The organism is Sphingomonas rosea (genome assembly GCF_039538065.1).
Taxonomy (GTDB): Bacteria; Pseudomonadota; Alphaproteobacteria; order Sphingomonadales; family Sphingomonadaceae; genus Sphingomicrobium; species Sphingomicrobium rosea.
Genome location: NZ_BAABBR010000001.1, coordinates 1,837,311 through 1,861,517 on the forward strand (window position 1 = coordinate 1,837,311; position 24,207 = coordinate 1,861,517).

At 69.0% G+C, this 24,207-nt stretch carries 19 protein-coding genes and 1 tRNA gene; 14 read left to right on the plus strand and 6 right to left on the minus strand.

The features are described 5' to 3' along the window. Position 1 precedes the first annotated feature (1 nt). A complete protein-coding gene (gene trxB / locus ABD693_RS09190; protein ID WP_344696764.1) occupies positions 2-970 on the plus strand; it encodes a thioredoxin-disulfide reductase in 969 nt (322 codons plus the stop codon). Between the two features lie 3 nt (positions 971-973). Here the strand turns inward: trxB and ABD693_RS09195 are convergent, their stop codons facing one another. Further along, positions 974-2,095: a hypothetical protein gene (locus ABD693_RS09195; RefSeq protein WP_344696765.1), complete on the minus strand. Its 1,122-nt coding sequence runs from the start codon at positions 2,093-2,095 to the stop codon at positions 974-976. 64 nt (positions 2,096-2,159) lie between these two features. Next, the gene (locus tag ABD693_RS09200) at positions 2,160-2,441 is read right to left on the minus strand and encodes an acyl carrier protein (protein ID WP_344696766.1); all 282 of its coding nucleotides are present in this window, start codon (positions 2,439-2,441) and stop codon (positions 2,160-2,162) included. Positions 2,442-2,508: 67 nt separating this feature from the next. On the opposite strand from ABD693_RS09200, the gene ABD693_RS09205 reads away from it, so the two are divergent. Together ABD693_RS09205 and ABD693_RS09210 are read left to right on the plus strand one after the other, a co-directional pair. Beyond that, entirely contained in the window at positions 2,509-3,972 is a 1,464-nt protein-coding gene (locus tag ABD693_RS09205) for an AMP-binding protein (protein ID WP_344697606.1), read from the plus strand. After that, entirely contained in the window at positions 3,969-5,198 is a 1,230-nt protein-coding gene (locus tag ABD693_RS09210) for a pyridoxal-dependent decarboxylase, exosortase A system-associated (protein ID WP_344696767.1), read from the plus strand. The genes ABD693_RS09205 and ABD693_RS09210 overlap by 4 nt, the downstream gene beginning before the upstream one ends. On the opposite strand, the gene ABD693_RS09215 is transcribed toward ABD693_RS09210, so the two are convergent. Then, the gene (locus ABD693_RS09215; protein WP_344696769.1) at positions 5,195-6,076 is read right to left on the minus strand and encodes an alpha/beta fold hydrolase; all 882 of its coding nucleotides are present in this window, start codon (positions 6,074-6,076) and stop codon (positions 5,195-5,197) included. The two genes, ABD693_RS09210 and ABD693_RS09215, sit on opposite strands and share 4 nt — an antisense overlap. Before the next feature lie 87 nt (positions 6,077-6,163). Between ABD693_RS09215 and radA the strand changes: the two genes are divergently transcribed. From radA to ABD693_RS09240, 5 genes are all read left to right on the plus strand, one after another. After that, complete coding sequence (radA, locus tag ABD693_RS09220) at positions 6,164-7,525, plus strand: DNA repair protein RadA (RefSeq protein ID WP_344696770.1); 1,362 nt, start codon at positions 6,164-6,166, stop codon at positions 7,523-7,525. Between the two features lie 127 nt (positions 7,526-7,652). Then, positions 7,653-8,162 carry a CvpA family protein gene (locus ABD693_RS09225; RefSeq protein WP_344696771.1) on the plus strand — a complete coding sequence of 170 codons (510 nt, stop codon included), beginning with the start codon at positions 7,653-7,655 and terminating at the stop codon, positions 8,160-8,162. After that, positions 8,159-9,478 (plus strand): cysteine--tRNA ligase, encoded by a 1,320-nt coding sequence (gene cysS / locus ABD693_RS09230; protein ID WP_344696772.1) that lies wholly within the window; start codon positions 8,159-8,161, stop codon positions 9,476-9,478. Before ABD693_RS09225 ends, cysS begins: the two co-directional genes overlap by 4 nt. Further along, complete coding sequence (locus ABD693_RS09235; RefSeq protein ID WP_344696773.1) at positions 9,475-9,888, plus strand: iron-sulfur cluster assembly scaffold protein; 414 nt, start codon at positions 9,475-9,477, stop codon at positions 9,886-9,888. The genes cysS and ABD693_RS09235 overlap by 4 nt, the downstream gene beginning before the upstream one ends. Beyond that, on the plus strand, positions 9,885-11,651 hold the full coding sequence (locus tag ABD693_RS09240) for a cation:proton antiporter domain-containing protein (RefSeq protein WP_344696774.1): 1,767 nt from the start codon (positions 9,885-9,887) through the stop codon (positions 11,649-11,651). Before ABD693_RS09235 ends, ABD693_RS09240 begins: the two co-directional genes overlap by 4 nt. On the opposite strand, the gene aroB is transcribed toward ABD693_RS09240, so the two are convergent. Then, positions 11,648-12,718 (minus strand): 3-dehydroquinate synthase, encoded by a 1,071-nt coding sequence (gene aroB / locus ABD693_RS09245; RefSeq protein WP_344696775.1) that lies wholly within the window; start codon positions 12,716-12,718, stop codon positions 11,648-11,650. The two genes, ABD693_RS09240 and aroB, sit on opposite strands and share 4 nt — an antisense overlap. Beyond that, positions 12,715-13,275 carry a shikimate kinase gene (locus tag ABD693_RS09250; RefSeq protein ID WP_344696776.1) on the minus strand — a complete coding sequence of 187 codons (561 nt, stop codon included), beginning with the start codon at positions 13,273-13,275 and terminating at the stop codon, positions 12,715-12,717. Before ABD693_RS09250 ends, aroB begins: the two co-directional genes overlap by 4 nt. A gap of 49 nt (positions 13,276-13,324) precedes the next feature. Between ABD693_RS09250 and ABD693_RS09255 the strand changes: the two genes are divergently transcribed. From ABD693_RS09255 to ABD693_RS09280, 6 genes are all read left to right on the plus strand, one after another. Beyond that, a complete protein-coding gene (locus tag ABD693_RS09255) occupies positions 13,325-13,480 on the plus strand; it encodes a hypothetical protein (protein ID WP_344696777.1) in 156 nt (51 codons plus the stop codon). Further along, positions 13,464-15,272: a hypothetical protein gene (locus ABD693_RS09260; RefSeq protein WP_344696778.1), complete on the plus strand. Its 1,809-nt coding sequence runs from the start codon at positions 13,464-13,466 to the stop codon at positions 15,270-15,272. The genes ABD693_RS09255 and ABD693_RS09260 overlap by 17 nt, the downstream gene beginning before the upstream one ends. Continuing rightward, positions 15,269-16,174, plus strand: a complete 906-nt coding sequence (locus ABD693_RS09265; RefSeq protein WP_344696779.1) for a tyrosine recombinase — start codon at positions 15,269-15,271, stop codon at positions 16,172-16,174. Before ABD693_RS09260 ends, ABD693_RS09265 begins: the two co-directional genes overlap by 4 nt. 11 nt (positions 16,175-16,185) lie before the next feature. Continuing rightward, positions 16,186-17,127: an acetyl-CoA carboxylase carboxyltransferase subunit alpha gene (locus ABD693_RS09270; protein WP_344696781.1), complete on the plus strand. Its 942-nt coding sequence runs from the start codon at positions 16,186-16,188 to the stop codon at positions 17,125-17,127. Positions 17,128-17,179: 52 nt separating this feature from the next. Continuing rightward, positions 17,180-17,254, plus strand: a tRNA-Val gene (locus ABD693_RS09275). A 551-nt stretch (positions 17,255-17,805) separates the two neighbouring features. Next, positions 17,806-21,654, plus strand: a complete 3,849-nt coding sequence (locus ABD693_RS09280; RefSeq protein WP_344696782.1) for a VCBS domain-containing protein — start codon at positions 17,806-17,808, stop codon at positions 21,652-21,654. Positions 21,655-21,857: 203 nt separating this feature from the next. Here ABD693_RS09280 and ABD693_RS09285 read toward each other — a convergent pair whose 3' ends face one another. Beyond that, positions 21,858-24,206: a DUF7933 domain-containing protein gene (locus ABD693_RS09285; RefSeq protein ID WP_344696783.1), complete on the minus strand. Its 2,349-nt coding sequence runs from the start codon at positions 24,204-24,206 to the stop codon at positions 21,858-21,860. Between the last annotated feature and the right edge of the window lies 1 nt (position 24,207).

The following is a 24,207-nucleotide window of genomic DNA, read 5'->3' on the forward strand; positions in this document are numbered from 1 at the left end:
CATGAGCGAGACCATCCACAGCCGCATGATCGTGCTGGGCTCCGGCCCGGCCGGCCTGACCGCCGCCATCTATGCCGCGCGCGCAGGCCTGAAGCCGATCGTCATTCAGGGCATCCAGCCCGGCGGCCAGCTGACGACCACCACCGACGTCGAGAACTATCCGGGCTTCCGCGAGGTCATCCAGGGCCCGTGGCTGGTCGAGGAGATGCAGGCGCAGGCCGAGCATGTCGGCACGCAGATGGTGTGGGACCATATCGAGCGGGTCGAACTCAACGGCCGCCCGTTCCGGCTGATCGGCGACAGCGGCACCACCTATCTCGCCGACACGCTCGTCATCGCGACCGGCGCGCAGGCCAAGTGGCTTGGGCTGCCGAGCGAGGAGCGGATGAAGGGCAAGGGGGCGAGCGCCTGCGCGACCTGCGACGGCTTCTTCTATCGCGGCAAGAAGGTGGCGGTGATCGGCGGCGGCAACACCGCGGTCGAGGAAGCGCTTTACCTCACCAACCACTCGGACGACGTGACGCTGATCCACCGCCGCGACAGCTTCCGCGCCGAGAAAATCCTTCAGGACCGGTTGTTCGCGCACAAGTCGATCAAGGTGATCTGGAATTCGGAAGTCGACGAGTTCCTGTCGGGCGGGGAGCCCGAGGCGCTGGTCGGGCTGCGGCTCAAGAACCGGGTCACCGGCGAACTCAGCGAGATCGCGGTCGACGGCGCGTTCGTCGCGATCGGGCACAAGCCGGCAACCGAATTGTTCGCCGGACAGCTCGAGCTGGATTCGGACGGTTATCTCGCGGTCGAGACCGGCTCGACCCGGACCAACATTCCGGGCGTATTCGCCTGCGGCGACGTCATGGACAAGGTCTACCGCCAGGCGGTGACCGCGGCCGGCACGGGCTGCATGGCCGCGCTCGACGCCGAGCGGTTCCTCCAGGCCGAAGAGTTCGCTGAGCTTCAGGCGGCGGAGTAGGGCTCAGCCCTTCTTGCGGCCGAAAATCGCGCGGCCGAAGCCCGGGCGCGGGGCGGGGGCCGGGGGGATCGGGGCGGTGCCGCGGGCGCGGACCTCGAAACCGGCGCCGGCGCTTTCCGCCAGCCGGCGCTTCTCACGCCATTCATTGGCGAGTTCTTCCTTCACCTCGTCGTCGTCGGGCATCAGCCCAGGGGGCGGCGAGCGGTCGTCGATCACGCGGTCGCGCGGCACATAGTCGGGGCTGACGAAACCGTGCTCGCGGAACATGAGCGGCACCAGTTTCAGCACCGGCACACCACCCTCGTCGGCTGGCTCGTGCAGGATGCGGTAGGAGAAGCGGCCGTCGTCGGGACCGAAGCTGTCGCCGTGGGGCACGATATAGCCCTTGTCAGAGATGGCGAGGCGGATGAGGCCAAGGATCACCTCGAGGTTGTCGGCCCAGGGCAGGGTGGTGGGATCGAGCTGGAATTCGTAGCCGATGAAGTGGCGCGCGCCGAAGGTGCGGATGCCGAGCGCCACTTCGTCGCCGGTCTGTCCGGCGGGGCCGTAGAGCCAGGGGTGGACGTGAAGGAGCGAGGGGGCGTCGAGCGACGCGAAGCCCTCGAATTTCTCGCCGGGAAGGAGCAGGTTGCTCTGCACCCAGTGGACGAGGCTCGGCCCGAGCTGGTCGGTCGCGAAATGCGCGAGGATGGCGAGCACCTTCAGCCGCTGGAGAAATTGCGGGAGATTGCCGCCCTCGCGGGGCATGCCGATCTGTTCGAACAGCGCTCCGAATTGCTGGTGGATCGAGTCGCCGAAGACCCCGTGGCTGAGATTGATCAGCACCATGTCCTGTGCACGGGCGACGCGCTGACGGGCGTCCGGGCACAGGATGCCGGTGACGAACGAGCCGAGCGCCTTGTCGAAGACGGCCGGGTTCGGAGGGCGGCCGACGCGCTCGATCGTCACCATCAGTTCGCCCGGGCCGAACAGGCGGGCGTAGGCGCCGGGCTTGAACTCGGGTCGGTTGAAGGGCGCGCCGGCGATGGTCGCGAGGAGCTTGGCGAGCGCGTCGACGAGGCCGTCGAAGTCGCGGGCCGGGTGATCGAGCAGCAGGGCCGCCTGCAGGTCGTTCGGAAACTTCACGCCATCAGTCCTCTTCCGTGGGCGCGGGAGAGACTATTGGCGCAGGCTTGAGAAAGCGTGAAGGCTAGGCGGTCAGCCGCTCGACGAAGGCCGTGAGGCTGCCGAAGGTCGCGAAGTCCTCGGCTTCGACGTCGCCGTCCTCGATCAGCAGGTCGAAGCGCTCCTCAAGGCCGGTGAGGAGGTTGGCGACCGCCATCGAATCGAACTCGGGCAGCGCACCGAACAATTCGGTGTCGGCATCGAAGGCGGCGACGCGCGCCTCGGACAGGCCGAGGGTCTCGGCGAGGAGGGCGCGGAGAGTCGCGTCCGTCGCGGCCGCGTCGTCGGTCAGGGGCTGGGCGGCCATGGTGGGCGCGCCCTAGGCGAAAAGCTGGCCAAGGCGCAAGTTAGGCGGCATTCGGGCGGGCGTGCCCATGACGCCGCCCGATCCCGCGCCCCGTCCACTCGATCACCTCGCGCTTTGCGGCGCGGCGGATGCGCCTGCGTTGCGGGTGGGGGAGCGGCGGTGGACCTATGCCGAGCTCGATGCGGCGGTCGGGCGCACCGCGCACCGGCTGCGGGCGCTGGGCCTCGAGCCGGGCGACCGCGTGGCGAGCTGGATGGGCAAGACCTGGTTCGCCTGCATGGTGCCGCTTGCCGCGGCGCGCGCCGGGCTGGTGCACGTGCCGATCAACCCCGTGCTTCGCCGCGCGCAGGCCGAGCACATCCTCGCCGACAGTGGGGCGCGGCTGCTGGTCGCCAATCGCGCGCGGTTGGAGACGCTGGAGGTTCGGCCGGATTTGGCTGTCGCGCTCGAGGAGTGGGACGAGGGGGAGGAGGCGCTGCCGCCGTCGGCGGCCGCGCCCGACGATCTCGCGGCGCTGCTCTACACCAGCGGTTCGACCGGGCGGCCCAAGGGGGTGATGCTGAGCCATGCCAACCTTTGGCTCGGCGCGGTGAGCGTGGCGCATTATCTGCAGCTTTCGGCCGACGACCGGACGTTGTGCGTGCTGCCGCTGGCGTTCGATTACGGGCAGAACCAATTGCTCTCGACCTGGAAGGCGGGAGGCGAGGCGATCGCCTTCGACTATCTCCTGCCGCGCGACGTCGTGCGGGCGGTCGAGCGAACCGGCGCGACCGTGCTCGCCGGCGTGCCGCCCTTGTGGGTGCAACTGGCCGAGCAGGAATGGGGCGGGGCGGGCGCGAATCTCAGGACGCTGACGAACAGCGGCGGGCACATGCCCGAAGCGCTGGTGCGGCGGCTGCGGGCGCTGTTCCCAACGGCGAAGCTGCACCTCATGTACGGGCTGACCGAGGCGTTTCGCTCGGCGAGCCTCGATCCCGCGCTGGTTGACGATCATCCCGATGCGGTGGGGACCGCGATCCCCTTTGCCGAGCTATCGGTGCGGCGGGCGGACGGGACCGAGGCGGAACGACAAGAGGAGGGCGAGCTGGTGCATGCGGGGCCGCTGGTGGCGCAGGGCTATTGGAACGATCCCGAGCGGACGGCGCAGCGCTTCAAGGACGGCGCAGTATGGTCGGGGGACCGGGCGGTGGTCGGGGCCGATGGGCTGCTCCGGATCCGCGGGCGCGACGATGCGATGATCAAGGTGAGCGGACACCGGGTGAGCCCGAGCGAGATCGAGGAAGCGGCGGCGGCGAGCGGGGCGGTCGAGGATGTTGCGGCCTTCGGCGTGAAGGACGCGCGGCTGGGGCAGCGGATCGTGCTCGTCGCGGTGGCGAAAGGGTCGGATGCCGAGGCACGGCTGGCGGCGTGGTTTGCGGCCGAGCTTCCCGCGCATTTGCGGCCGAGCGAGGTGCGCTGGGTCGAGGCGCTGCCGCTCTCGCCCAACGGGAAGATCGACCGGGCGGCGCTGGCGGCGGGATTCAACTCATGAAGGCGATGGGACCCATTCCCGCGGGGTTCGCGGCGAACGCCGACGGCGTGCTCGCGATCGGCGGGCGCAGCGCGTTCGAACTGCTCGAGTCCGAGGGAACGCCGCTGTTCGTTTACGACCGGGCTGGCGTCGAGCGGCAGGTCGCGCGCTTCCGCCGCGCATTCGGCGAGGTCGGCCTCCATTATGCGGTCAAGGCTAATCCCTATCCGCCGCTGCTCCAGCACATGGCCGGGCTGGTCGATGGTTTCGACCTCGCTTCGGCGGGCGAGCTGGGGATTCTCGACGAAGCCGGACTGGTCGGCGACGACTTGCCGCTGAGCTTCGCGGGGCCGGGGAAGAACGACAGCGATCTCGCCGAAGCGGTGCTTCGCGGCGTCTGCGTCCATGTCGAGAGCGAGGGCGAGCTCGACCGCCTCCTCGGCATCGCATCGGTGATGGAACGGCGGGCGCGGATCGGGGTGCGGGTCAATCCGCCGTTCGGGCTCAAGGGCAGCGGCATGAAGATGGGCGGGCTGGCGAGCCAGTTCGGGATCGACCACGAGCGCGTGGCCGCGGCGGTGAGGCGGATCATCGCGGCGGGGGCCGAGTGGCGGGGGCTTCATGTCTATGCCGGCTCGCAGTCGCTGTCGGCTGACGCGCTGATCGAGAGCCAGCGCGAGACGGTGGCGCTTGCAGGCCAGATCGCGGCCGAGGTCGGAGCGAGCCCACCCGAGGTCAATCTGGGCGGCGGCTTCGGGATTCCCTATTTTGCGGGTGATGCGCCGGTCGACGTCGATGCGGTTGGCGCGACGCTGGCGATGACCTTGCGCAGCTTGCCGCCGCTGCTGGGCGACACGCGGTTCGTGATCGAACTCGGCCGCTGGCTGGTCGGCGAATGCGGGGTCTATCTGACGCGCGTCATCGACCGGAAGGTGAGCCGGGGGAAGACCTTCCTGGTGGTCGATGGCGGGCTTCACCACATGCTCGCGGCGAGCGGGAATTTCGGACAGCTCCTCCGGCGCAACTATCCGGTGGCGGTCGCGAACCGGTTCGGGGCCGAGCCCGAGGAAGAGGTGACGGTGGTCGGTTGCCTGTGCACGCCGCTCGACCTGCTGGCGGACGAGGTGATGCTGCCGCGCGCAGAAGTCGGCGACGTGATCGCCATCTTCTGCGCCGGTGCCTACGGCCTCACCGCGAGCCCCCAGGCTTTCCTGAGCCAGGGGGCTGCGCGGGAGGTTCTGGTCTAGTTCGTCAGCGGGATCGCGCTGGCGCTCCGGTCGGCGGTGGTGCCTCGGCTGTCCTGCGTCAGGAAGCCGACCACGTCCTTGCAGAAGCGCTCCTTGTCGGTCTCGAAGATGCCGTGCGGGCTGCCGTCATATTCGATGAAGGTTGCGTGCGGCAGCGCCTCGGCGACCTTGCGGCCGGTGCCCTCGATGGGGACATTCTTGTCGCTGGTTCCGTGCAGGATCAGCGTGGGCACGCCCTCGAAGGCGGGGAGGTCGGGGCGGAAGTCGGTGCCGGCCCAGGCCGCGGCGGCGGCATAGAAAGGACGCGCGCCGCTCATCATGCCCTGCTGGAAGCCCGAATCGAGCACGCCCTGGCTGACCGGACGTTCAAGGAAGCCGACACCGTAGAACTGCTTGATGAACGTCTGAAGGAAGCCCGCGCGGTCTTCCTTCATCTGCTTGGTGATGTCGTCGAGCGTCGACTGCGGAACGCCGTCCGGGTAGTCGTCGCTCTGCGCGACCTTGGGGACGACCGAGCTGGCGAGCACCGCGGCGCTGACCCGGCCCTTGCCCTGCTTGGACAGGAAGCGGGCGACTTCGCCGCCACCCATCGAGAAGCCGACAAGCGCGATCGGCTCGCTGATCTTGGCATCCTCGAGGATCGCCGCGACGTCGTCGGCATAGGTGTCATAGTCGTGGCCGTTCCACGGCTGGTCCGACCGGCCGAACCCGCGGCGATCGGGAATGATGCAGCGCTTGCCGCCCTCGACCAGCTTGATCGCGAGGTCGTCAAACGTGTCGCCCGTCAGCGGCCAGCCATGCATGAGGACAACCGGCTCGCCGCGGCCCCAGTCCTTGTAATAGAGCATGGTGCCATCCTTGGCCTTCGCATAGGGCATGTGTTTCTCCTTGGGGGTAAGTTGCTGATCAACACCCAAGCAGCAGGAACGTTGCTTTGTGTTCCGCTTCTGTTCTAGGTTTTCACCATGGCCAAGACCAAAGCCCGTTACGTTTGCCAGGCCTGCGGATCGGTATCCCCGCGCTGGCAGGGGCAGTGCGCCGACTGCGCCGAGTGGAACACGCTGGTGCAGGAAAGCGCGGCGCCGACCGTGTTCAGCCAGAAGCACGACCTGTCGGCCGGCGGGCGCGCGTTCGAGCTGGTCGGGCTCGATGCCGAAGTCGCGCTTCCGACCAGGATCGAGACCGGGGTGGCCGAATTCGACCTGGCGGTGGGCGGCGGGCTGGTGCCGGGTTCGGCGATGCTGCTGGCGGGCGATCCGGGGATCGGCAAGTCGACGCTGCTGCTGCAGGTGGCCGCCGCCATCGCGCGGACCGGCAAGGGCGCGGTCTATGTCTCGGGCGAGGAAGCGGTCGACCAGGTCCGGCTGCGCGCGCTTCGGCTCGGGCTCGGCACCGCGCCGGTGCGGCTGGCGAGCGTCACATCCGTGCGCGACATCCTGACGACGCTGGGGAGCGAGGCCCCGCCCGCGCTGCTGGTGATCGACAGCGTCCAGACGATGCACTCCGATCTCATCGAGGGCGCGCCGGGAACGGTCAGCCAGGTCCGCGCCAGCGCGCAGGAGCTGATCCGCTTCGCCAAGGAGCGGGGGACGGCGCTGATCCTCGTCGGGCACGTCACCAAGGACGGCAGCATCGCGGGTCCGCGCGTGCTCGAGCACATGGTCGACGCGGTGCTCGGCTTCGAGGGCGAGCGAAGCCACCAGTATCGCATCCTGCGCGCAGTCAAAAACCGCTTCGGCGGGACCGACGAGATCGGCGTCTTCGCCATGGAAGGGGCGGGGCTGGCCGAGGTGCCGAACCCGAGCGCGCTGTTCCTGACCCGGCGCGACGATCCGGTCAGCGGAACGGCGATCTTTCCTGCGCTCGAAGGCACGCGGCCGGTGCTGGTCGAGATCCAGGCGCTGACGGTGCGGCTGGCGAGCGGGGCGACTCCGCGGCGCTCGGCGGTGGGCTGGGACAGCTCGCGCCTCGCGATGCTGCTCGCGGTGCTCGAGGCGCGCTGCGGGGTGAGCTTCGCGACGGCCGAGGTCTATCTCAACGTCGCGGGCGGCTACAAGTTGAGCGATCCGGCGGCGGACCTGGCGGTGGCGGCGGCCCTGGTCTCGGCGCTGTGCGAGCGGCCGGTGCCTGCCGAGGCGGTGGTCATGGGCGAGGTCGCCTTGTCCGGCGAGGTCCGGCCGGCGGCGCATACGCAATTGCGATTGAAGGAAGCGGCCAAGCTGGGGTTTGAACAGGCCTGGGTGCCGGGCGGGGTCGAGGCCAAGGGCATCGGGATCGCGCGCTTCGGGCAATTGCGGGGATTGGTCGAGAAGGTGATGGGGCGGTAACGCCCCGGCGTCCTTCGACTGCGCTCAGGACAATCGAGTGTGAAGAGCGGTCGTCCCGAGCGACGTCGAAGCACGTTTCGCTGCCCCTAGTCACTCCGCGAGCACTCCACTAACGCTGCCGCTACCCATGACCACGCTCGACATCTTCGTTCTGCTACTCCTCGGCGGCGGCGCGCTGGTGGGGTTCGTGCGCGGGTTCGTGCAGGAGGCCCTCGTGCTGACCGCCTGGGCCGCGGGCGTGGTGGCGCTGGTGCTGTTCCACGCCCCGGTCGCGGTGGCGGTGCAGGACTATGCCAAGGGACCGACGGGCGCGGCGGCGCTGGCCTTCGTGATCCTGTTTCTCCCGGCCTATCTCCTCATGCGCTTCCTCGCCTACCGGCTGGGGGCGCGGGCGCGCTCGTCGGCGCTGGGGCCGCTCGACCGGCTGCTCGGCGGCGGGTTCGGGATGCTCAAGGGGCTGATCGGCGCGACATTGTTCTTCCTGCTGGCGAACCTTGGCACCGACATGGTCTATGGGGCGAAGGCAGAACGACCCGACTGGATGCGCGACAGCCGCACCTATCCTTTGCTCGATGCCAGCGGACGGGCGATGCTCGCGACTTGGAACGAGACACGATTGAAGCGAAACCAACTGTGATCAGACTGTACGACACCGCGACGCGCGAAAAGCGCGAGTTCAGGCCCCGCGAGGGGGAGCCGATCGCCATCTACGTGTGCGGTCCCACGGTCTATGGCCGCGCGCACATCGGCAATGCGCGGCCGCCGGTGGTGTTCGACGTGCTGCGACGGCTGCTCGAGCATCGCTATCCCGAGCATGGCGTGACGTTCGCGCGCAACATTACCGACGTCGACGACAAGATCATCGCGGCGGCGGGGGAGGAAGGCGTCGAGCCGTCGGTCATCACCGAGCGGTTCGAGAACTTCTATCTCGACGACATGCGGGCGCTGGGTGTGCGCGACCCCGATATCGCGCCCCACGCGACCGCCGAGATCGGGCCGATGGTGGCGATGATCGCGGACCTCGTCGCCAAGGGCCATGCCTATGCGGCCGAGGGGCATGTCCTGTTCGATGTGGCTTCCGATCCCGAATACGGTGCGCTGTCGCGGCGGGACCGCGAGGCGATGCTCGCGGGTGCCCGGGTCGAGGTCGCGCCCTACAAGCGCAGCCCAGGCGACTTCGTGCTGTGGAAGCCGAGCCCCGAGGGCATGATCGGCTGGGATTCGCCCTGGGGCCGAGGGCGGCCGGGCTGGCATATCGAATGCTCGGCAATGATCCGCGCGCACCTGGGCGAGACCATCGACATCCATGGCGGGGGCATCGACCTCGTCTTCCCGCACCACGAGAATGAGGCGGCGCAGAGCCGCTGCGCGCATGGCGGCAAGCCGCTCGCCCGCTACTGGATGCACAACGGCTTCGTCGACTTCGGCGCCGAGAAGATGAGCAAGAGCCTCGGCAACGTCGTGACGCCGGGCGAATTACTCAGCGCGGGGCACAAGGGCGAGGTGCTTCGGCTGGCGCTGCTGTCGGCCCACTATCGCTCGCCACTGCCGTGGACCGAGGCGCTGCTGGCGCAGAGCAAGGCGGTCCTCGATGGCCTTTACCGCCGGGTGGGCGAGGCCGACGCGGGCGCGGTCGACGCCGGCGTGGTCGAGGCGCTGGGCGACGATCTCAACACCGCGCTCGCGATCGCGCGGCTCGGCAAGATCGAGGATCCATCGACGCTGAAGGCGAGCGCCGGGCTGCTCGGCCTGCTTGGCGACAGCGCCGATCGCTGGTTCCGCGGCGGTGGCGGCGAGGTAGGCGACGGCCGGATCGACGCACTGGTCGAGGCGCGGACCGCGGCAAAGAAGGCGCGCGATTTCGCGACCGCCGACCGGATCCGCGACGAGCTGGCGGCCGAGGGCATCCTCCTGGAGGACGGGCCGCAAGGGACCAGCTGGCGGCGGGCATGAACCGCGAGCCGCCCTACACGCTCGACATCCTGCGGCTCGCGGCATCCTTGCCGGTGGACAGCCGGCTCGAAGCGGCGGACGGGGTGGCCGAAGCGCGCTCGCCGACCTGCGGCTCGACGATCCGCACCGAGGTTCGCATGGCTGACGGGCGGATCGGGGCGGTGGCGCAAAAGGTCACGGCCTGCGCCTACGGCCAGGCGAGCGCGGCCCTGTTGCAAGGCTGGGCGCCGGGACGATTGAAGGCCGAGGCGATCGTGATGCGGGCCGCGGTCAAGGCGTGGCTCGACGGGCGCGGCGCGGTGCCGGAAGAATATGCCGTGCTTTCGCCGGTGCAGGCGCGGACCGGGCGGCATGGCGCGGTGCTGCTGCCATTCGATGCATTGCTGAAAGCGATGGAAGGGGCGGCGTGACCAATTTCCTGACCTGGATGACGATACTGCTCGGCCTCGCGCTGTTCTTCGTCATGCTGTTCCGGCGGCTCGGGCTCGGTGCGACGCTCGGCTACATCGTCGGCGGGATCGTCGCGGGGCCTTACGTCCTCAACGTCTCGGGTGATGCCGAGGCGATCAACCGGGTCAGCGAGATCGGGATCGCGCTGCTGCTGTTCCTGGTCGGCCTCGAGCTCCAGCCTTCGCGGCTGTGGCGGCTGAAGCGCGAGATCTTCGGGCTCGGGCTCGGCCAATTGCTCGCGGCCGGTGCGGCGCTGGCGGTGCTGGTGCACCTCGTGCTCGGCATCGGCTGGGGGCCGGCGGCGGCGATCGGGCTGGCACTTGGCCTGTCGTCCACCGCGCAGGTTCTGCCGATGTTGCGCTCGACCGGCGAGTTGAACAGCCCCTATGGCGAGCGCGCCTTCTCGATCCTGTTGCTGCAGGATCTCGCCCTCATTCCGCTGATCACGCTGACCGCCGCCCTGAGCGTCGGCGGAGATCCGGATGCCCCGTCGGGGCTCGAGATGACCGGGCTGACGCTGGCGGCGATCGTCGGGCTGGTGCTCGCCGGGCGGTTCGTGGTGGCGCCGCTCTACCGGCTGATCGGGCGGCTGGGCGAGCGTGAGCTGTTCATCGTCGCGGGGCTGACCACGGTGATCGGCGCTGCCGCGTTGATGCACGCGCTCCACCTGTCGGTCGCGCTGGGCGCGTTCGTCGCGGGCGTGATGCTCGCCGAGAGCCCCTACCGGCACGAGCTCGAAAGCGACGTCGAGCCATTCCGCTCGATCCTTCTCGGGCTGTTCTTCATGTCGGTCGGGATGCTCCTCGACCTGAGCGTGATCGCGAGCGAGCCGCTGACGGTGATCGGGCTGGCGGCGGCGGTGATCGCGCTCAAGACCGCCGTGCTTTATCCGATCGCACGCGGCTTCGGGAGCAAGCCCGGGCGCGCGATCACGCTTGCCATGCTGCTCTCCCAGGCGGGCGAGTTCGGCTTCGTCCTCTTCGCCAGCGCGGCGGCGGGGCGGATGATCAGCCAGGACCAGGCGAGCCTGCTCGGCGCGGTCGTCACCTGCTCGATGGCGACGACGCCGTTCCTCATGCGCGCGATCGGGGCGCTGCAGCGGCGCCAGCCAGACAAGCATGTCGATCTCGACGGGCCCGAGTTCAGTCCCGAAACCAATGCGATCATCGTCGGCTACGGCCGCTTCGGCCAGACCGTCGCGCAGATGCTGATGGGCAAGCGTGTTCCGGTGACGTTGATCGATCTCAAGGCAAGCCAGATCGAGCTGGCGGGGGAGTTCGGGGTCAAGGTCTATTATGGCGACGGGACGCGGATCGATCTGCTGCGCACCGCCGGCGCCGGAGAGGCCGAGGCGATCCTCTTCTGCCATGACGATCCCGATTTCGGGCCCGAGCAGCTGGCGCCTTTGCTCGAGGCCTTCCCGCAGGCCTCGGTGATGGTCCGGGTGTTCGACCGCCGGCAGGCGATGGCGCTCGACGGCCTCGACGTTCGGCTGCTCCAGCGCGAGGTGTTCGAGAGCGCGGTGGCGATGGGGCGGGCGGCACTCGATTCGCTCGGCATCGCAGACCGCGAGATCGTGCGGGTCGAACAGGCCTATCGCCGGCTCGACGACGAGCGGCTGCGGGCGCAGTCCGCCACCGGCAATCTGCACGAGGGGATGGAGAAGAGCTTCGCGCACCAGCCGCTCGACGACGAGGGCGTGGCGGCGGCGAAGGACCGTTAGGCGGCGCGATCGAGGAAGGCGGCGACCTTCGCTTCCTCGACTCCTTCGCTCAGGAACGCATCACCGATCCCGCGGGTGAGGACGAAGCGGATCGCGCCGGCATCGTTCTTCTTGTCCCCGCGCATCAGCGGCAGCAGCGCGGCGCGGTCGACCCCGGTCTCGGCGATGGTCGTGGGCAGCCCAAGGCCGGCGAGATGATCGCGCACGCGGGCGCTGTCGCCGTGCGGGCACAGGCCAAGTTCGGCCGAGAGCGCGAAGGCGAGCACCATGCCTACCGCGACCGCTTCGCCGTGGAGAAGAGTACCGAGTCCCGCGGCGCTTTCGAGGGCATGGGCGAAGGTGTGCCCGAAGTTGAGCAGCGCGCGGGCGCCGTTGCGGTCGGTGATGTCGGCTTCGACCGTGCGGGCCTTGGCGGCGACGCTCTGCCACACGGCTTCCTCGCGATATTCGCGGTGGCCGGCGAGTAGCTTCTCGCCATGGTCCTCGAGCCATTCAAACAGGGCCTCGTGGCGGATCAGGCCATATTTCACGACCTCGGCATAGCCGGCGCGCAGTTGGCGCGGGTCCAGCGTGTCGAGGAGCGAGACGTCGGCAACCACGAGGTTCGGCTGGTGGAACATGCCGACGAGGTTCTTCTGGCCGAGCGCGTCGATCGCGGTCTTGCCACCGACCGCGCTGTCGGCCTGGGCGAGGAGGGTGGTCGGCAGGTGGATGAGCGGGAGGCCGCGCTTGAACAGGCCTGCGGCAAGGCCCGTCAGGTCCCCGACCGAACCGCCGCCGAAGGCCGCGACGGTGGTCTGGCGGTCGAGATTGCGCTCCGCGAAGGCCTCGATGAGGTCGCGCAGGTGCGGCCAGTCCTTGGCCGGCTCGCCCTCGGGAACGAGGATGGGATCGCAGGGGAGGAGCGCCTCGAGCTTCGCGCCGTGCAGGCCCCAGACCTTCGGCTCGGACACCACGACGAGGGGCCGGCCGCGGGCCAGCGCGACGAGACGGCTTCGGCAATCCTCCAGGCGGCCGACGAGCACGTCATAGCGCTCGTCCCCCGCATCGACGGTCAGGCTCTTCACTTTGGCTCCTTGAGATGGCGGTCGAGCGCGGCGACGATCCTCTCGACCACCTCATGGTGGGCGCCGCCTTCGCTCGCAATCCGGATGTGGGCCTCGGCATAGGCCGGGCGGCGTTCGTCGATCAGCCGCGAGAGGGTCTCGGCGCGATCCCCGTTGTTGAGCATTGGCCGGGTCGCGGGACGGCGCGCGGTGCGTTCGGCCAGGAGCCCGACCGGCGCGTCGAGCCAGACCGTGATGCATTTGTCGTTGAGGAGTGCGCGGGTGGTCTCGTTGACGAAGGCGCCGCCTCCGGTCGCGATCACCCGGACGGGGCCGGTGACAAGGCGCGCGACCACCCGCCGCTCGCCATCGCGAAAGTCGCGCTCGCCGAAGCGCTGGAAAACTTCGCCGGCGGACAGGCCCGCGGCGTCCTCGATCTCGGCGTCGCTGTCGACGAAGGGGAGGCCGAGGCGGCGCGCGAGGCGGCGGCCGACGGTCGACTTGCCCGCCCCCATGAGGCCCACGAGCACCACCGAGCGATCCAATCGACCATCAAAGGGAAGTGCACGCCGCGCCATGTCCGCCGGGGCTATACAGCGTGGCCGTCAGTCGGCAAAAGCCCGCCTCATGGCGATACGACGCAAGCCTCCGCACCCCGCGCGCGGGCTCATCATCTGGCTCATCATCCTGGCGATCCTGGTCGCCGGCGCCTTCTGGCTCGCGAACGGGGTCAAGGAAGTGCCGACCCGGCCGATCGAGGTGGACGTTGCCAAGCCGGCCTGACCGCCGCTGGCGCTGGTGGCTCGGAGCGGGCGTCGCGGCGCTTTCGCTGCCGGCCCTCGCGCTGGCCCAGGAGAGCCTGCTTCCGCCGAGCTTCAACCAGGCCGCCCCGCCGCCCGAGCAGTCGCCCCAGAACGGGCAGGCGCCCGACACCGGCGCCGCCGAGGTGCGCCGGGCGCAGACATCGCGCGGCAGCGAAGGCGGCGCGGTGCAGGAGACCGACAGCCTCAGCGTCGCCGACCTCGCGCAGGTCCCGGTCTATGTCCCGCCGGTCGAGATCCCCGAATCCTCGCGGCGCGATCCGCGGCTGGTCGGGGCGATCGATCCGGTCGCCTGGGGCTATGGCGCCGCGCCCTGGGGGCAGGCGAACGGGAGCTTCCTGTCGGGACTGATGCGCCGGCTCGACACGCCGCTGCCGAGCCGCTGGCTGCACATCGCGCTGAGGAATGCGCTGCTCGCCCGGAGCGACGCGCCGCCGGCGGTCAATCCGGTCGACTGGGCGGCCGAGCGCGCCTGGCTGCTTCTGCGCATGGGCGAGGCCGATGCCGCGTCGATGATCGTCGCCGGTGTCGACGTCGCCGACTTCACGCCCAAGATGACGCAGGTCGCGGTGCAGAGCGCGCTGGCGAGCGCCGATCCGGGCGCGCTGTGCCCGCTGCGCGAAAAGATGGCCAAGGTCGAGAGCCGCGTGCTCCCGCTGACCGAGGCGATGTGCGCCGCCTTGTCTGGTCAGGCGGCCAATGCCGCGACCCGCATCGAGCAAGCGCGGCGGCGCGGGCCGATCACCGGCATCGACCATGTGCTCGCCGACAAGGTCGTCGGGGCAGGGGCCGACACCGGTCGCGCCGCGACGGTCGAGTGGGAGGGCGTGCAGGGGCTGACCGCGTGGCGCTTCGGGCTCGCCAGCGCGACCGGGGTCGCACCGCCTAATAACATCATCGACCGCGCGCCGGCGCGGATCCGGGCATGGCAGGCGCGGGCGCCCCTGCTCAGCGCCGAGCAGCGGCTGCCCTCGGCCCGGATCGCGGCGGGGCTGGGGGTCTTCTCCTCCTCCTCGCTGGTCGATCTTTATTCCCAGATTTACGACGCGACCGACCCTTCCGACCTCAGCGGCACCGACGCCTGGCAGCTCCGGCTCGCCTTCGCGGCGCGTGATCCGGCCGAGAAGATCGACGCGATGCGCAAACTGTGGGGCGACACCACCGACCCCGTCCAGCGGCTGGCGAACGAGGCACTGGTTTCGCTCGCTGCCTCGCGCGTCCGGCCCGATGCGGCGCTCGGCAAGGACGTGCCCAAGCTCGTCGCCTCGATGCTGGCGGGCGGCTACGACACCGCCGCGGCGCGCTGGGCGGGTACGCTCGGCGACCTCGAGGACGCGGACGCCGACAAGGCGTGGGCGCTGCTCGCGCTCGGCACCAATGCGCCGCTCGATGTCAGCGAAAGCCGGATCGAGGATTTCATCGACCGCGACACCAGCCCCGAACAGGCGCGCACCAAACTCCTCGTCGCGGGCCTTGCGGGTGTCGGCCGGATCGACAGCGAACTCGCGACCAAGCTGAACGACCGTTACAAGCTCGGGCTCGGGCGCGACAATGCCTGGGTCCGGATCGTCAATGACGCGGGCCGGCGGCGGCAGGCGGGAAGCGCGGTGCTGCTGGCGGCGATCGGGATGCAGGCGAGCGATTCGGCGCAAATCCCCGCGGCCCACCTGTTCCGCTCGCTGACCGCGATGCGCAGTGCCGGGCTCGAATTCCAGGCGCGGATGATCGCTGCCGAGCTGCTCGCCCGGACGTGAGCCCCGACACCCGCGCGCTGATCGACCGCTTCGCCGATGCGCTGGCGGCCGAACGGGGCGCGGCGCGCAATACCTTGCTCGCCTATCGCAGCGACCTCGCCGCCGCCGCCGACGTGGTGGGGGAGTTGGGTAGGGCGGGCACCGCCGAGCTCGGCAGGCTCGCAGGGGCGTGGGAGGAACTGAGCCCGGCGACGCTCGCCCGGCGCTCGGCCGCGCTCCGGCGCTTCTACGGCTTCCTTGTCGACGAGGGGTTGCGGGCGGATGACCCTTCCGCCGCCCTGCCGCGACCGCGCACCGTCCGGCCGCTGCCGCGCGTGCTCGACGCGGGCGAGGTCGATGCGATGTTCCGCGAGGCCGAGGATCGGGCGGCGAGCGGCGAGCCGCTGCGGCTGCGCAACCTCGCTCTGCTCGAGCTGCTCTACGGCTCGGGCCTGCGCGCGACCGAGCTCGTCAGCCTGCCCGCGCGGGCCTTGGCGCGGCCCGAGCCGTTCCTCATCCTCGCGGGCAAGGGCGGCAAGGAGCGGCTCGTCCCTATTTCCGACCGGGCGCGGGCGGCAGTGGCGAAGTGGCGCGAGGCGCTGCCCAAGGGCGCGGCCTGGCTCTTTCCCGGTGGCACCAAGCACATCAGCCGCGTGCGCCTGTTCCAGCTCGTCCGGGCCATGGCCGCCGAGGCGGGAATCGCGCCCGAGCGGGTCAGCCCGCACGTCCTGCGCCACGCCTTTGCGACGCACCTGCTCGGTAATGGCGCGGACCTGCGCGTGCTTCAGGCGCTGCTCGGCCACGCCGACATCGCCACCACGCAAATCTACACCCATGTCGATGCCGGCCGGCTGGTCGAGCTCGTCAACCGGGTCCACCCGCTCGCGCGCGGCCCGCTTGCCAAGGGCCGATCATCGGCCTAGCCCGCCCGCCGATGTTGACCTTCCTCGATTTCGAAAAGCCCATCGCCGAGCTCGAAACGCGTGTCGCCGAGCTCAAGGACACCGCCCGTGGGGGCGACCTCGATCTCGCGCCCGAGATCGAGAAGCTGGAGGCGAAGAGCAGCAGGCTCCTCAAGGAGACCTATTCGCGGCTGACCCCGTGGCAGAAGACGCAGGTCGCGCGCCATCCCGAGCGGCCGCACTTCCGCGATTATGTCGCGGGCCTCACCGACGAATTCATTCCGCTCGCCGGCGACCGCGCCTTTGCCGACGACCAGGCGATCATCGGCGGGCTGGCCATGATCGACGGCCGCAAGGTCGTGATCCTCGGCCACGAGAAAGGCGCGGACACGCAGACCCGCCTCAAGCACAATTTCGGCATGGCCAAGCCCGAGGGCTATCGCAAGGCGATCCGCCTGATGGATCTCGCCGACCGCTTCGGGCTTCCGCTGGTCAGCCTGGTCGATACGCCCGGCGCCTTTCCGGGCGTCCAGGCCGAGGAGCGCGGGCAGGCCGAGGCGATCGCCCGCTCGACCGAGCGCGGGCTTGCGCTCAAGGTCCCGAGCGTCGCCGCGATCGTCGGCGAGGGCGGCTCGGGCGGCGCGGTGGCGATTGCCGCCGCCAACCGGGTCCTGATGTTCGAGCATGCGGTCTATTCGGTGATCAGCCCCGAGGGCTGCGCCTCGATCCTGTGGCGCACCGCCGACAAGGCCGCCGACGCCGCCGAAGCGATGAAGGTGACTGCCGCGGACCTCCTCGGGCTCCACGTCATCGACCGGATCGTGCCCGAACCGCTCGGCGGCGCCCACCGCGACAGCGCCGGTGCGATCGCCAGCCTCAAGGCGGCGATCGTCGAGGAGCTCGACGAATTGGCGGAAAAGGGCCCCGAAGAGCTCCGCCAGATGCGCCGCGAAAAGTTTCTCGCCATCAGCTGAGCCTTTCGCCTTGCGCGGGTGAAAGACCCCCGCTAGAGGCCCGTTCCAGCGTGGGCGTGTAGCTCAGTGGTAGAGCACTGTGTTGACATCGCAGGGGTCGCAAGTTCAATCCTTGCCACGCCCACCATTTCCTCCCCATGATGTCAGCAAGTAAGTGCGCGCGGGTCGCCAGGGTCGTCGCGCTGCTTGCTCCGATCAGTCCGGTGCGGCTCCACCTCGAGCCTCAATTTTCGCGTTACTGAAGAACCGAAACCGGACCGCGCGCCGAGGTGGCTGTGGGTCGCAATTCCGCGCGGGTCGTCGTCTGCGGCCCCGGCGACGAGACGGATTCCCAGCCGGGACATGATCCCGCGTGTGCTTCCTTCATGTCTTCGCTGAGCGAACGGTTTCCGGTCGGCACCTCATTCCGTCCGCTGGTGAAATCACGGGTTCTTTTCCCCGACCTGCGATCCTTCTCCGGTTGATGAACATTTACGTACCTTCAATGCTGAGACTTTCGTCAACGAGGCTAAATCGTAAGGTTCGCTGCGAAGTCGCTGTAGACCAGCTCACTGCAAACTGAAGGCAGCGCTGTCCGCCTTCGAAAGGTCGAGTAACCATCTTCTCCTATTGATTGCGCACCAGTTCTTGCGAAGATGAACGGGTAACGAGCTCGGGTTGCGTCAAGGGGGACTAGACATGCCTTTGAAGATCGTGGCCGGTGCGGCCAGCGCGGACGACGTTTTTCGGATCAGCGAGGACGCTGCCGGTTCGACTCTCGTCTTCGATGTCAGGGCAAATGACGGGAAGAATGCTTCCCGGCCGCTCTATTCGCTCGACGACGGCCAACCAGCCGACCTTGCGACGGGGGACCCGGTCGGCGGCGCCATTCCCGACAGAAGCGCGCTCGGCGCTGCCATCGGGATCAATTCGAACGGCACCGTCAGCTACTCGGCCGGCGCGCTGCAGGCGCGGATCGATGCGCTCGCGCCTGGTGAGACGCTCGAGGACAGCTTCGTCTACGCGGTGCTCAGCGCATCGAACCAGCTCACCTGGCAGACGGTGAAGGTGCGCATCATCGGAACCAACGATGCGCCGGTGGCGGTCGCGGATCGGGCGGCGGTGAACGAAGGCAGCCTGGTCAGCGGCAACGTCGGACTGAACGACCGCGACGTCGACAATGGCGCGGTGCTGAGCTTCGTGCCGACCGGCCAGCTCGTCCCCGGTTTCCAGATGGGCAGCAACGGGGCCTGGACCTTCGACGCGAGCAACGCTGCCTATGACAGCCTGGCGGCCGGCGAGACCAAGCTCGTCACGGTCGATTACCGGGTGACCGACCAATATGGCGCGAGCGCGGTCTCGACCCTGCAGATCGTGGTGACAGGGACCAACGACGCGCCGAAGGCGGGCATCGCGACCAGCCCGTGGCCCGTCGATGAGGGGCAGGTCATCACCGGCAACCTCTACGGCGTCGATCCCGACCGCAGTGACACCCTCACCTTCAGCGCTGCGGGCGAGCTGCCTGCGGGCTTCACCCTCGGCGCCGACGGCAATTGCCGGTTCGACGCGGGCGATCCCGCCTACGACCATCTCGCTGCTGGCGACACACAGAGCGTGACCATCGCTTATCTGGTGCGCGATCCAAGCGGGGCGACGGCGTTCGGAAGCATGCTCTTCACGGTCCGCGGTACGAACGACGCGCCTGTGCTCGAGGCGGGCTCGGCGAGCTTCGCCGAGGACAGCCAGGCGAGCGGCCGGCTGGTCGCGCGCGATGCCGACCAAGGCGCGGTGCTGACCTATGCGCTGGTCGGTGAGGCCCCGGCGGGGTTCGCGCTGGCGGCAGACGGGAGCTGGACCTTCGACGCGTCGCATCCCGCTTATCAGGGACTGGCCGAGGGCGAGACGCGAACCCTGCTCGCCGCGACACGGGTGACCGACGAGCAGGGGGCGTCGAGCGATTCGACCCTTGCCCTCACGGTCACGGGGACAAATGACGCACCCGTGCTCGACGCGCAGGCGGCGAGCCTGTTCGAGGACAGCCAGGCAAGCGGGCGGCTGATCGCAAGCGACCCGGATGGGGGCGCATTGCTTTCCTTTGCGCTGACAGGCGAGGCGCCCGCAGGCTTTGCGCTGGCGGCGGACGGGAGCTGGACTTTCGATGGCGGCAACGCTGCTTACCAGGGCCTCGGCTATTTCGAGAGCATGACCCTGACGGTTCCGACGCGGGTCACCGATGAGCGTGGTGCGTCGAGCGATTCCGTGCTCACCATCACCCTTTTCGGGGCAAATGATGCGCCGGTGCTCGGCGCGGTCACGGTCACGGTCGGCGAAGATCAGTTCAGTTCGGGCCAGCTGATCGCGACCGATTCCGACACAAACGCGCAGCTCTTCTATTCGGTCGTCGGCGAAGCGCCGGAGGGGCTTACCCTGTACGGCGACGGGAGCTGGTATTTCACACCCACGGCCACCCTCCAAGGGCTGGGCGATGGCGAGAGCGTGGCTTTCTCCGTCCGCACGCTGGTGCGCGACGACGTCGGTGCGAGCAGTGAGGCGACGTTCGATCTCACCGTGGTCGGGAGCAACGACGCGCCGACGCTTCGCGTGGGATCATCGAGCCTGCTCGAGGACCAGGTCGCGACCGGCAAGCTCGCGGGCAGCGATCCCGACACGGGCGCGGTGCTTACCTATTCGGTGGTGGGGCCGCCGATCACTGGCTTCACTCTAGCCCAAGACGGGACGTGGACCTTCGACACGCGGGGGCAGGATTTCCAGTTCCTCACCGAGGGGCAGCGCGAGAGCATCACCGTCACCACCCGCGTGACCGACGAACATGGCGCGTCGAGCGACTCCCACTTCGTCCTTGCGGTGACCGGCATCAATGACGCGCCGGCGCCCCAATCCTATCCCTTCACCCAGTCGGTGAGCGAGGACGGGCGGGTCTCGGGACAGCTTCCGAGCTTCGACCCCGACGAGCGGGTCGGCGTGGTCTTCTCGGTGGTGGGTGCGGTGCCCGACGGCTTCGCCCTGTCGACGGGCGGGGAATGGAGTTTTGCGCCCGGCGCCAGCTTCCAGTCGCTGCACAATGGGCAGAGCCAGTCGGTGCAGGTCACCTACAAGGTGACCGACAGCCTTGGCGCGAGCGGGACCGCGACCATCGACTTCCTCGTCCAGGGCGCCAATGACGCGCCGGTGACGGCACCACTGTCGGCGATCGTGTCGGAAGACGAGGTCAGGACCGGCCAGATTACCGCGACCGATGCCGATGCTGGCGACAGTCTCACCTACAGCCTCGCAGGCACCGCCCCGCAAGGCATTGCGCTGACCTCGAGCGGCCAGTTGAGCTTCAACGGAGCGGACCCCTACTGGCAGGCGCTCGGAGCCGGCGAGACGGTCAGGCTCGACATCGGATATGCCGTGCGCGACCTTGGCGGAGCGAGCACCAACGGGATCGTCTCGCTCACGATCGTCGGCAGCAATGACGCGGCGATCATCACCGGCACCACGAGCGGCACCGTGGTCGAACGGAGCGTTCATGGCGGCGGCACTCCGCTCGCGAGCGGCCAGCTCCAGGCCAATGACATCGACAACGCCGGCGGATTCGCCTTCCAGAACGCGGCAATAAGCCAATATGGATACGGCCGTTTCTCCATCACGTCGGCGGGCAGCTGGGAGTATTCGCTCGACGACGCCAATCCGGCTGTGAACGGCCTCAACTACGGACAGACGCTGACGGACTATTTCACGGTCAGGAGCATCGACGGAACGAGCCAGCTCATCAGCATCACGATCAAGGGCGCTGTAGACAGCTTCCGTGGGCCCGACTGGTACGTCCTCGGCGGCGATCCCAACGATTTCGACGCTCCCGTCCCCGGCGGCAGCAGCGCAGCCACAATATACGGGACCGATGGCTCGGAGACGCTGATCGGGGACGCCTCGAGTCAGTCGATCTACAGTTTCAAGGGAGACGACATCGTCTGGGGCGGCGCCGGCAACGACAAGCTGTACGGCATGGGCGGCAATGACGTCATGTACGGTCAGGCCGGCGACGACTGGGTATTCGCTGACGGATGGGGCGTGAACCGCGTCTATGGCGGCAGCGGTGCAGACGAGGTACGCGGCGGCGGCGGGAACGACTTTCTCTTCGGAGGCAGCAGCGGATACGCGACGGATTCGCTCAATGGCTTTGAAGGCGATGACGTCCTCGTCGGCGGATATGGCATCGACAACCTGATCGGCGGGGCAGGGCGCGACACGTTCCGTTTCCTCGATGTGCGAGACACCGGGGACGTGATCCTCGACTACCAGGAAGGCGAGGACATCCTCGACTTCGTGGCAATCGACGCGAATAGAAATCAGGCCGGTGATCAGGCATTCGGCTGGGCCGGCAACACGCCGACTGCCTATTCGCTCTGGGCCTATACCGTGAACGGCAAGACGGTCATCTACGGCGACACCGACGGCAATCCGGCGACGGGCGAGTTCGAGGTCAGCCTGCAGAACATCGTCTGGGCTTCCAGTCCGACCCAGCCGGCGGGCTGGCTGATGTGAGGTTCAAGAGGCGCCTCGTCCTGTGCGAGGCGCCTCTTGCACGTGGAGTGTCGGGGATCCTCTCGTGAGCCGCATGAAGTTGTGCGGACCTCGCACGCCACGTCTCGGCATGCTGGGCAGCTAACCAGCTACTTTCGGGCGAGAAATGCAGGATGACGACATTCGTTTCTCGCGCCTGGGCGCGGGAGCGACCTTGAATCCTGTCATTGCACCTTTGCCCGGAAGCGGATGCTGAAGGTGCCGTTGGTGTTGAGCCGGTTCTTGAGCTTGACGCGGAAGAAGGTGACGGCCGGATCGATGCCGTCCGTATTGGCGGTCGGGACATAATTCCAGTCGGCGGCGCCCGGGGCGGCCGCGGTGGTGAACTCGAGGTCGTCGGCCGTGCTCGAGAGCGCCAGGTAGCTGTAGGTGAGTCCGCTCGCCGTGGCGCCGTCGACGAAGGCCACGGGGCCACTGCCGGCGGTGCCGAAGTCGCCGACGATCATCCTGGTGTTGGCGGGAATGGCGTCGCTCAGGACGATGCTGTCCTTGTCGGTCGCCTGGCCGCTCGGGTTGGCGACGGTGATCGTATAGGTGACGATCGCGCCCGGGATGTTCTTGGGATTGGTGAAGAGATTGACCGGATCCCAATAGACTTCGCCTGCCTTGCTGGCGGTGAGCGGCGCAAGGACTTTGAGTGTGGCCGACGCGGCGCCGATCGAGGAAACGGTCTGGGTGCCGTAGGCGACGGTGAGCCCGCCTGCGGGGATGGTGTTGATTGCATCGCCCGCGACCTTGCCGACGACATCGGCGGCGACAGTGCAGGTCGAGGCCGCGGCCAGGCTACCGCCGCTCAGCGCCAAGGACGGTCCGTTCGCTGCCGCAGTCACGCTTCCGCCGCATGCGGTTGCGGGATTGGGGACTGCGGCATTGGCGATGCTGGCGGGATAGGTGTCAGTGAAGGCAACCGCGGTCATGGCGAGCGTGGGATTGCGGTTCTGGAACGTGACGGTCAGCCGCGAGACCTGGCCGATCCCGACTGGCGAGACCGAAAAGGCTTTGCTGATCACCGGCGTGCATTCGGCGCCCGAGGACATGCCGGGAATGGCGGAGGTGACGATGGTCGCGCCCGCGCCGCCGTTGCCGCCGAGCGCGCCATAGGAACTGCCGAACGAGCCGCCATTGACCGTCGTGCCGGCGCTTCCGCCCGCAACATTGGCACTCAGCGCGAAGCTGCTCGCGACGAAGCCGCCGCCACCGCCGCCACCGGGACCGTGCGCCGCGCCGCCGCCGGTGTTGGAGCCGCCGTTGCCGCCGCTGGCGTCGATCGTGACGCTCGCACCCGTTGCATCGAGCGCACTGAAGAGGACGCTTCCGCCCGCGCCGCCGCCGCCGCTCGAATCGTTGAGGACGCTATTATTGGCGCTCGCGCCCGACGCGTTGATCGTACCCGCGCCGCGCAGCTTGTCGGCGCGGACGATGACGATGCCGCCGCCGTCGGCCCCGCTCGAGGCGAAGCCATTGGCGGGCGTCCCGGTGGCGTTGTTGGTGGTGCCCGCGCCGCCGCCGCCACCCATGATGAGGCGATTGACCGCGAGGCTGGTCACGCCACGGCCGCCGAGCCCGCCGGTCTGGGGGCAGCCGACCGGCTGGGTGCTGCACCAGGCGTAGCCACCGAGGCCGCCACCGCCATAGCCCGCGCCGCCGCCGCCGCCGGTGTTCTGGTCGTTGGCGGCGGGATTGCCGTCGGTGCCGCCGCCGCCACCCGTCGCCGGCGCGCCGCGCCCGTAGCTGCCATTGGCGTAGCCTTCGACCCCGGTGTCGAGCAGCGCGCCATTGTCGTTCAGGAAGCGCGGGGTCCCGGCGATGCCCTCGCCCTTGCTTGCGTTGAGCGTGGCCGAGGCGAGGGTGCGATAGTCGGTGTTGGTCCCGGTGCCGCCGGCAAGCGCGCGCCCGGCGCCGCCGCGAAAGCCGAGGCCGCTGACCGAGATCGTCCCGCCGTTGAGGTTGAGCGTGCCCGCGACATCGAGCGCGACGACTCCGCCGCTGGTTCCGTTCCACTCGGTCGCGGTCACCGTCCCGCCTAATGTCAGGTCGGCATATTGCGGCACCCTGACGACCTGGAAGCGACGCTGCCCGGCGGTCGCGAAGGCGGCGTTGGTATAGGCATAAGCTAGGCCTGCGCCCGTTCCGCCCGCGATCGTCAGCGTCCCACCGGTGAGCGGGACGGCCGAGGCGGCGCGGACGAATTCGAAGCGGCCGCTATTGTTGAGTGTGGTCGTGCCGTAGGTCGTCGTATTGGTGGTATCGATGGCCGCGTCCTGCATCTGGATCACGAGCAAGAGGTCACCGACCGCGATCGGCGTCGCCGCTCCGGTCGCGGCGCCGAGCGACAGGCTGGTGGCGCCGGCAGCGGCCGAGGCGGTGCCGGGATAATAAGTGTTCACGATCCCCGACAGGCCCGTCACCGAACCCGCCCGCGACGGCGTCGCGCAATTGTTGGCGGTCGCCGCCTGCGCCAGGAACAGCCCGAGGATTGCCACGAGCCAATGCAGGGGATGAAGGCGGATCACG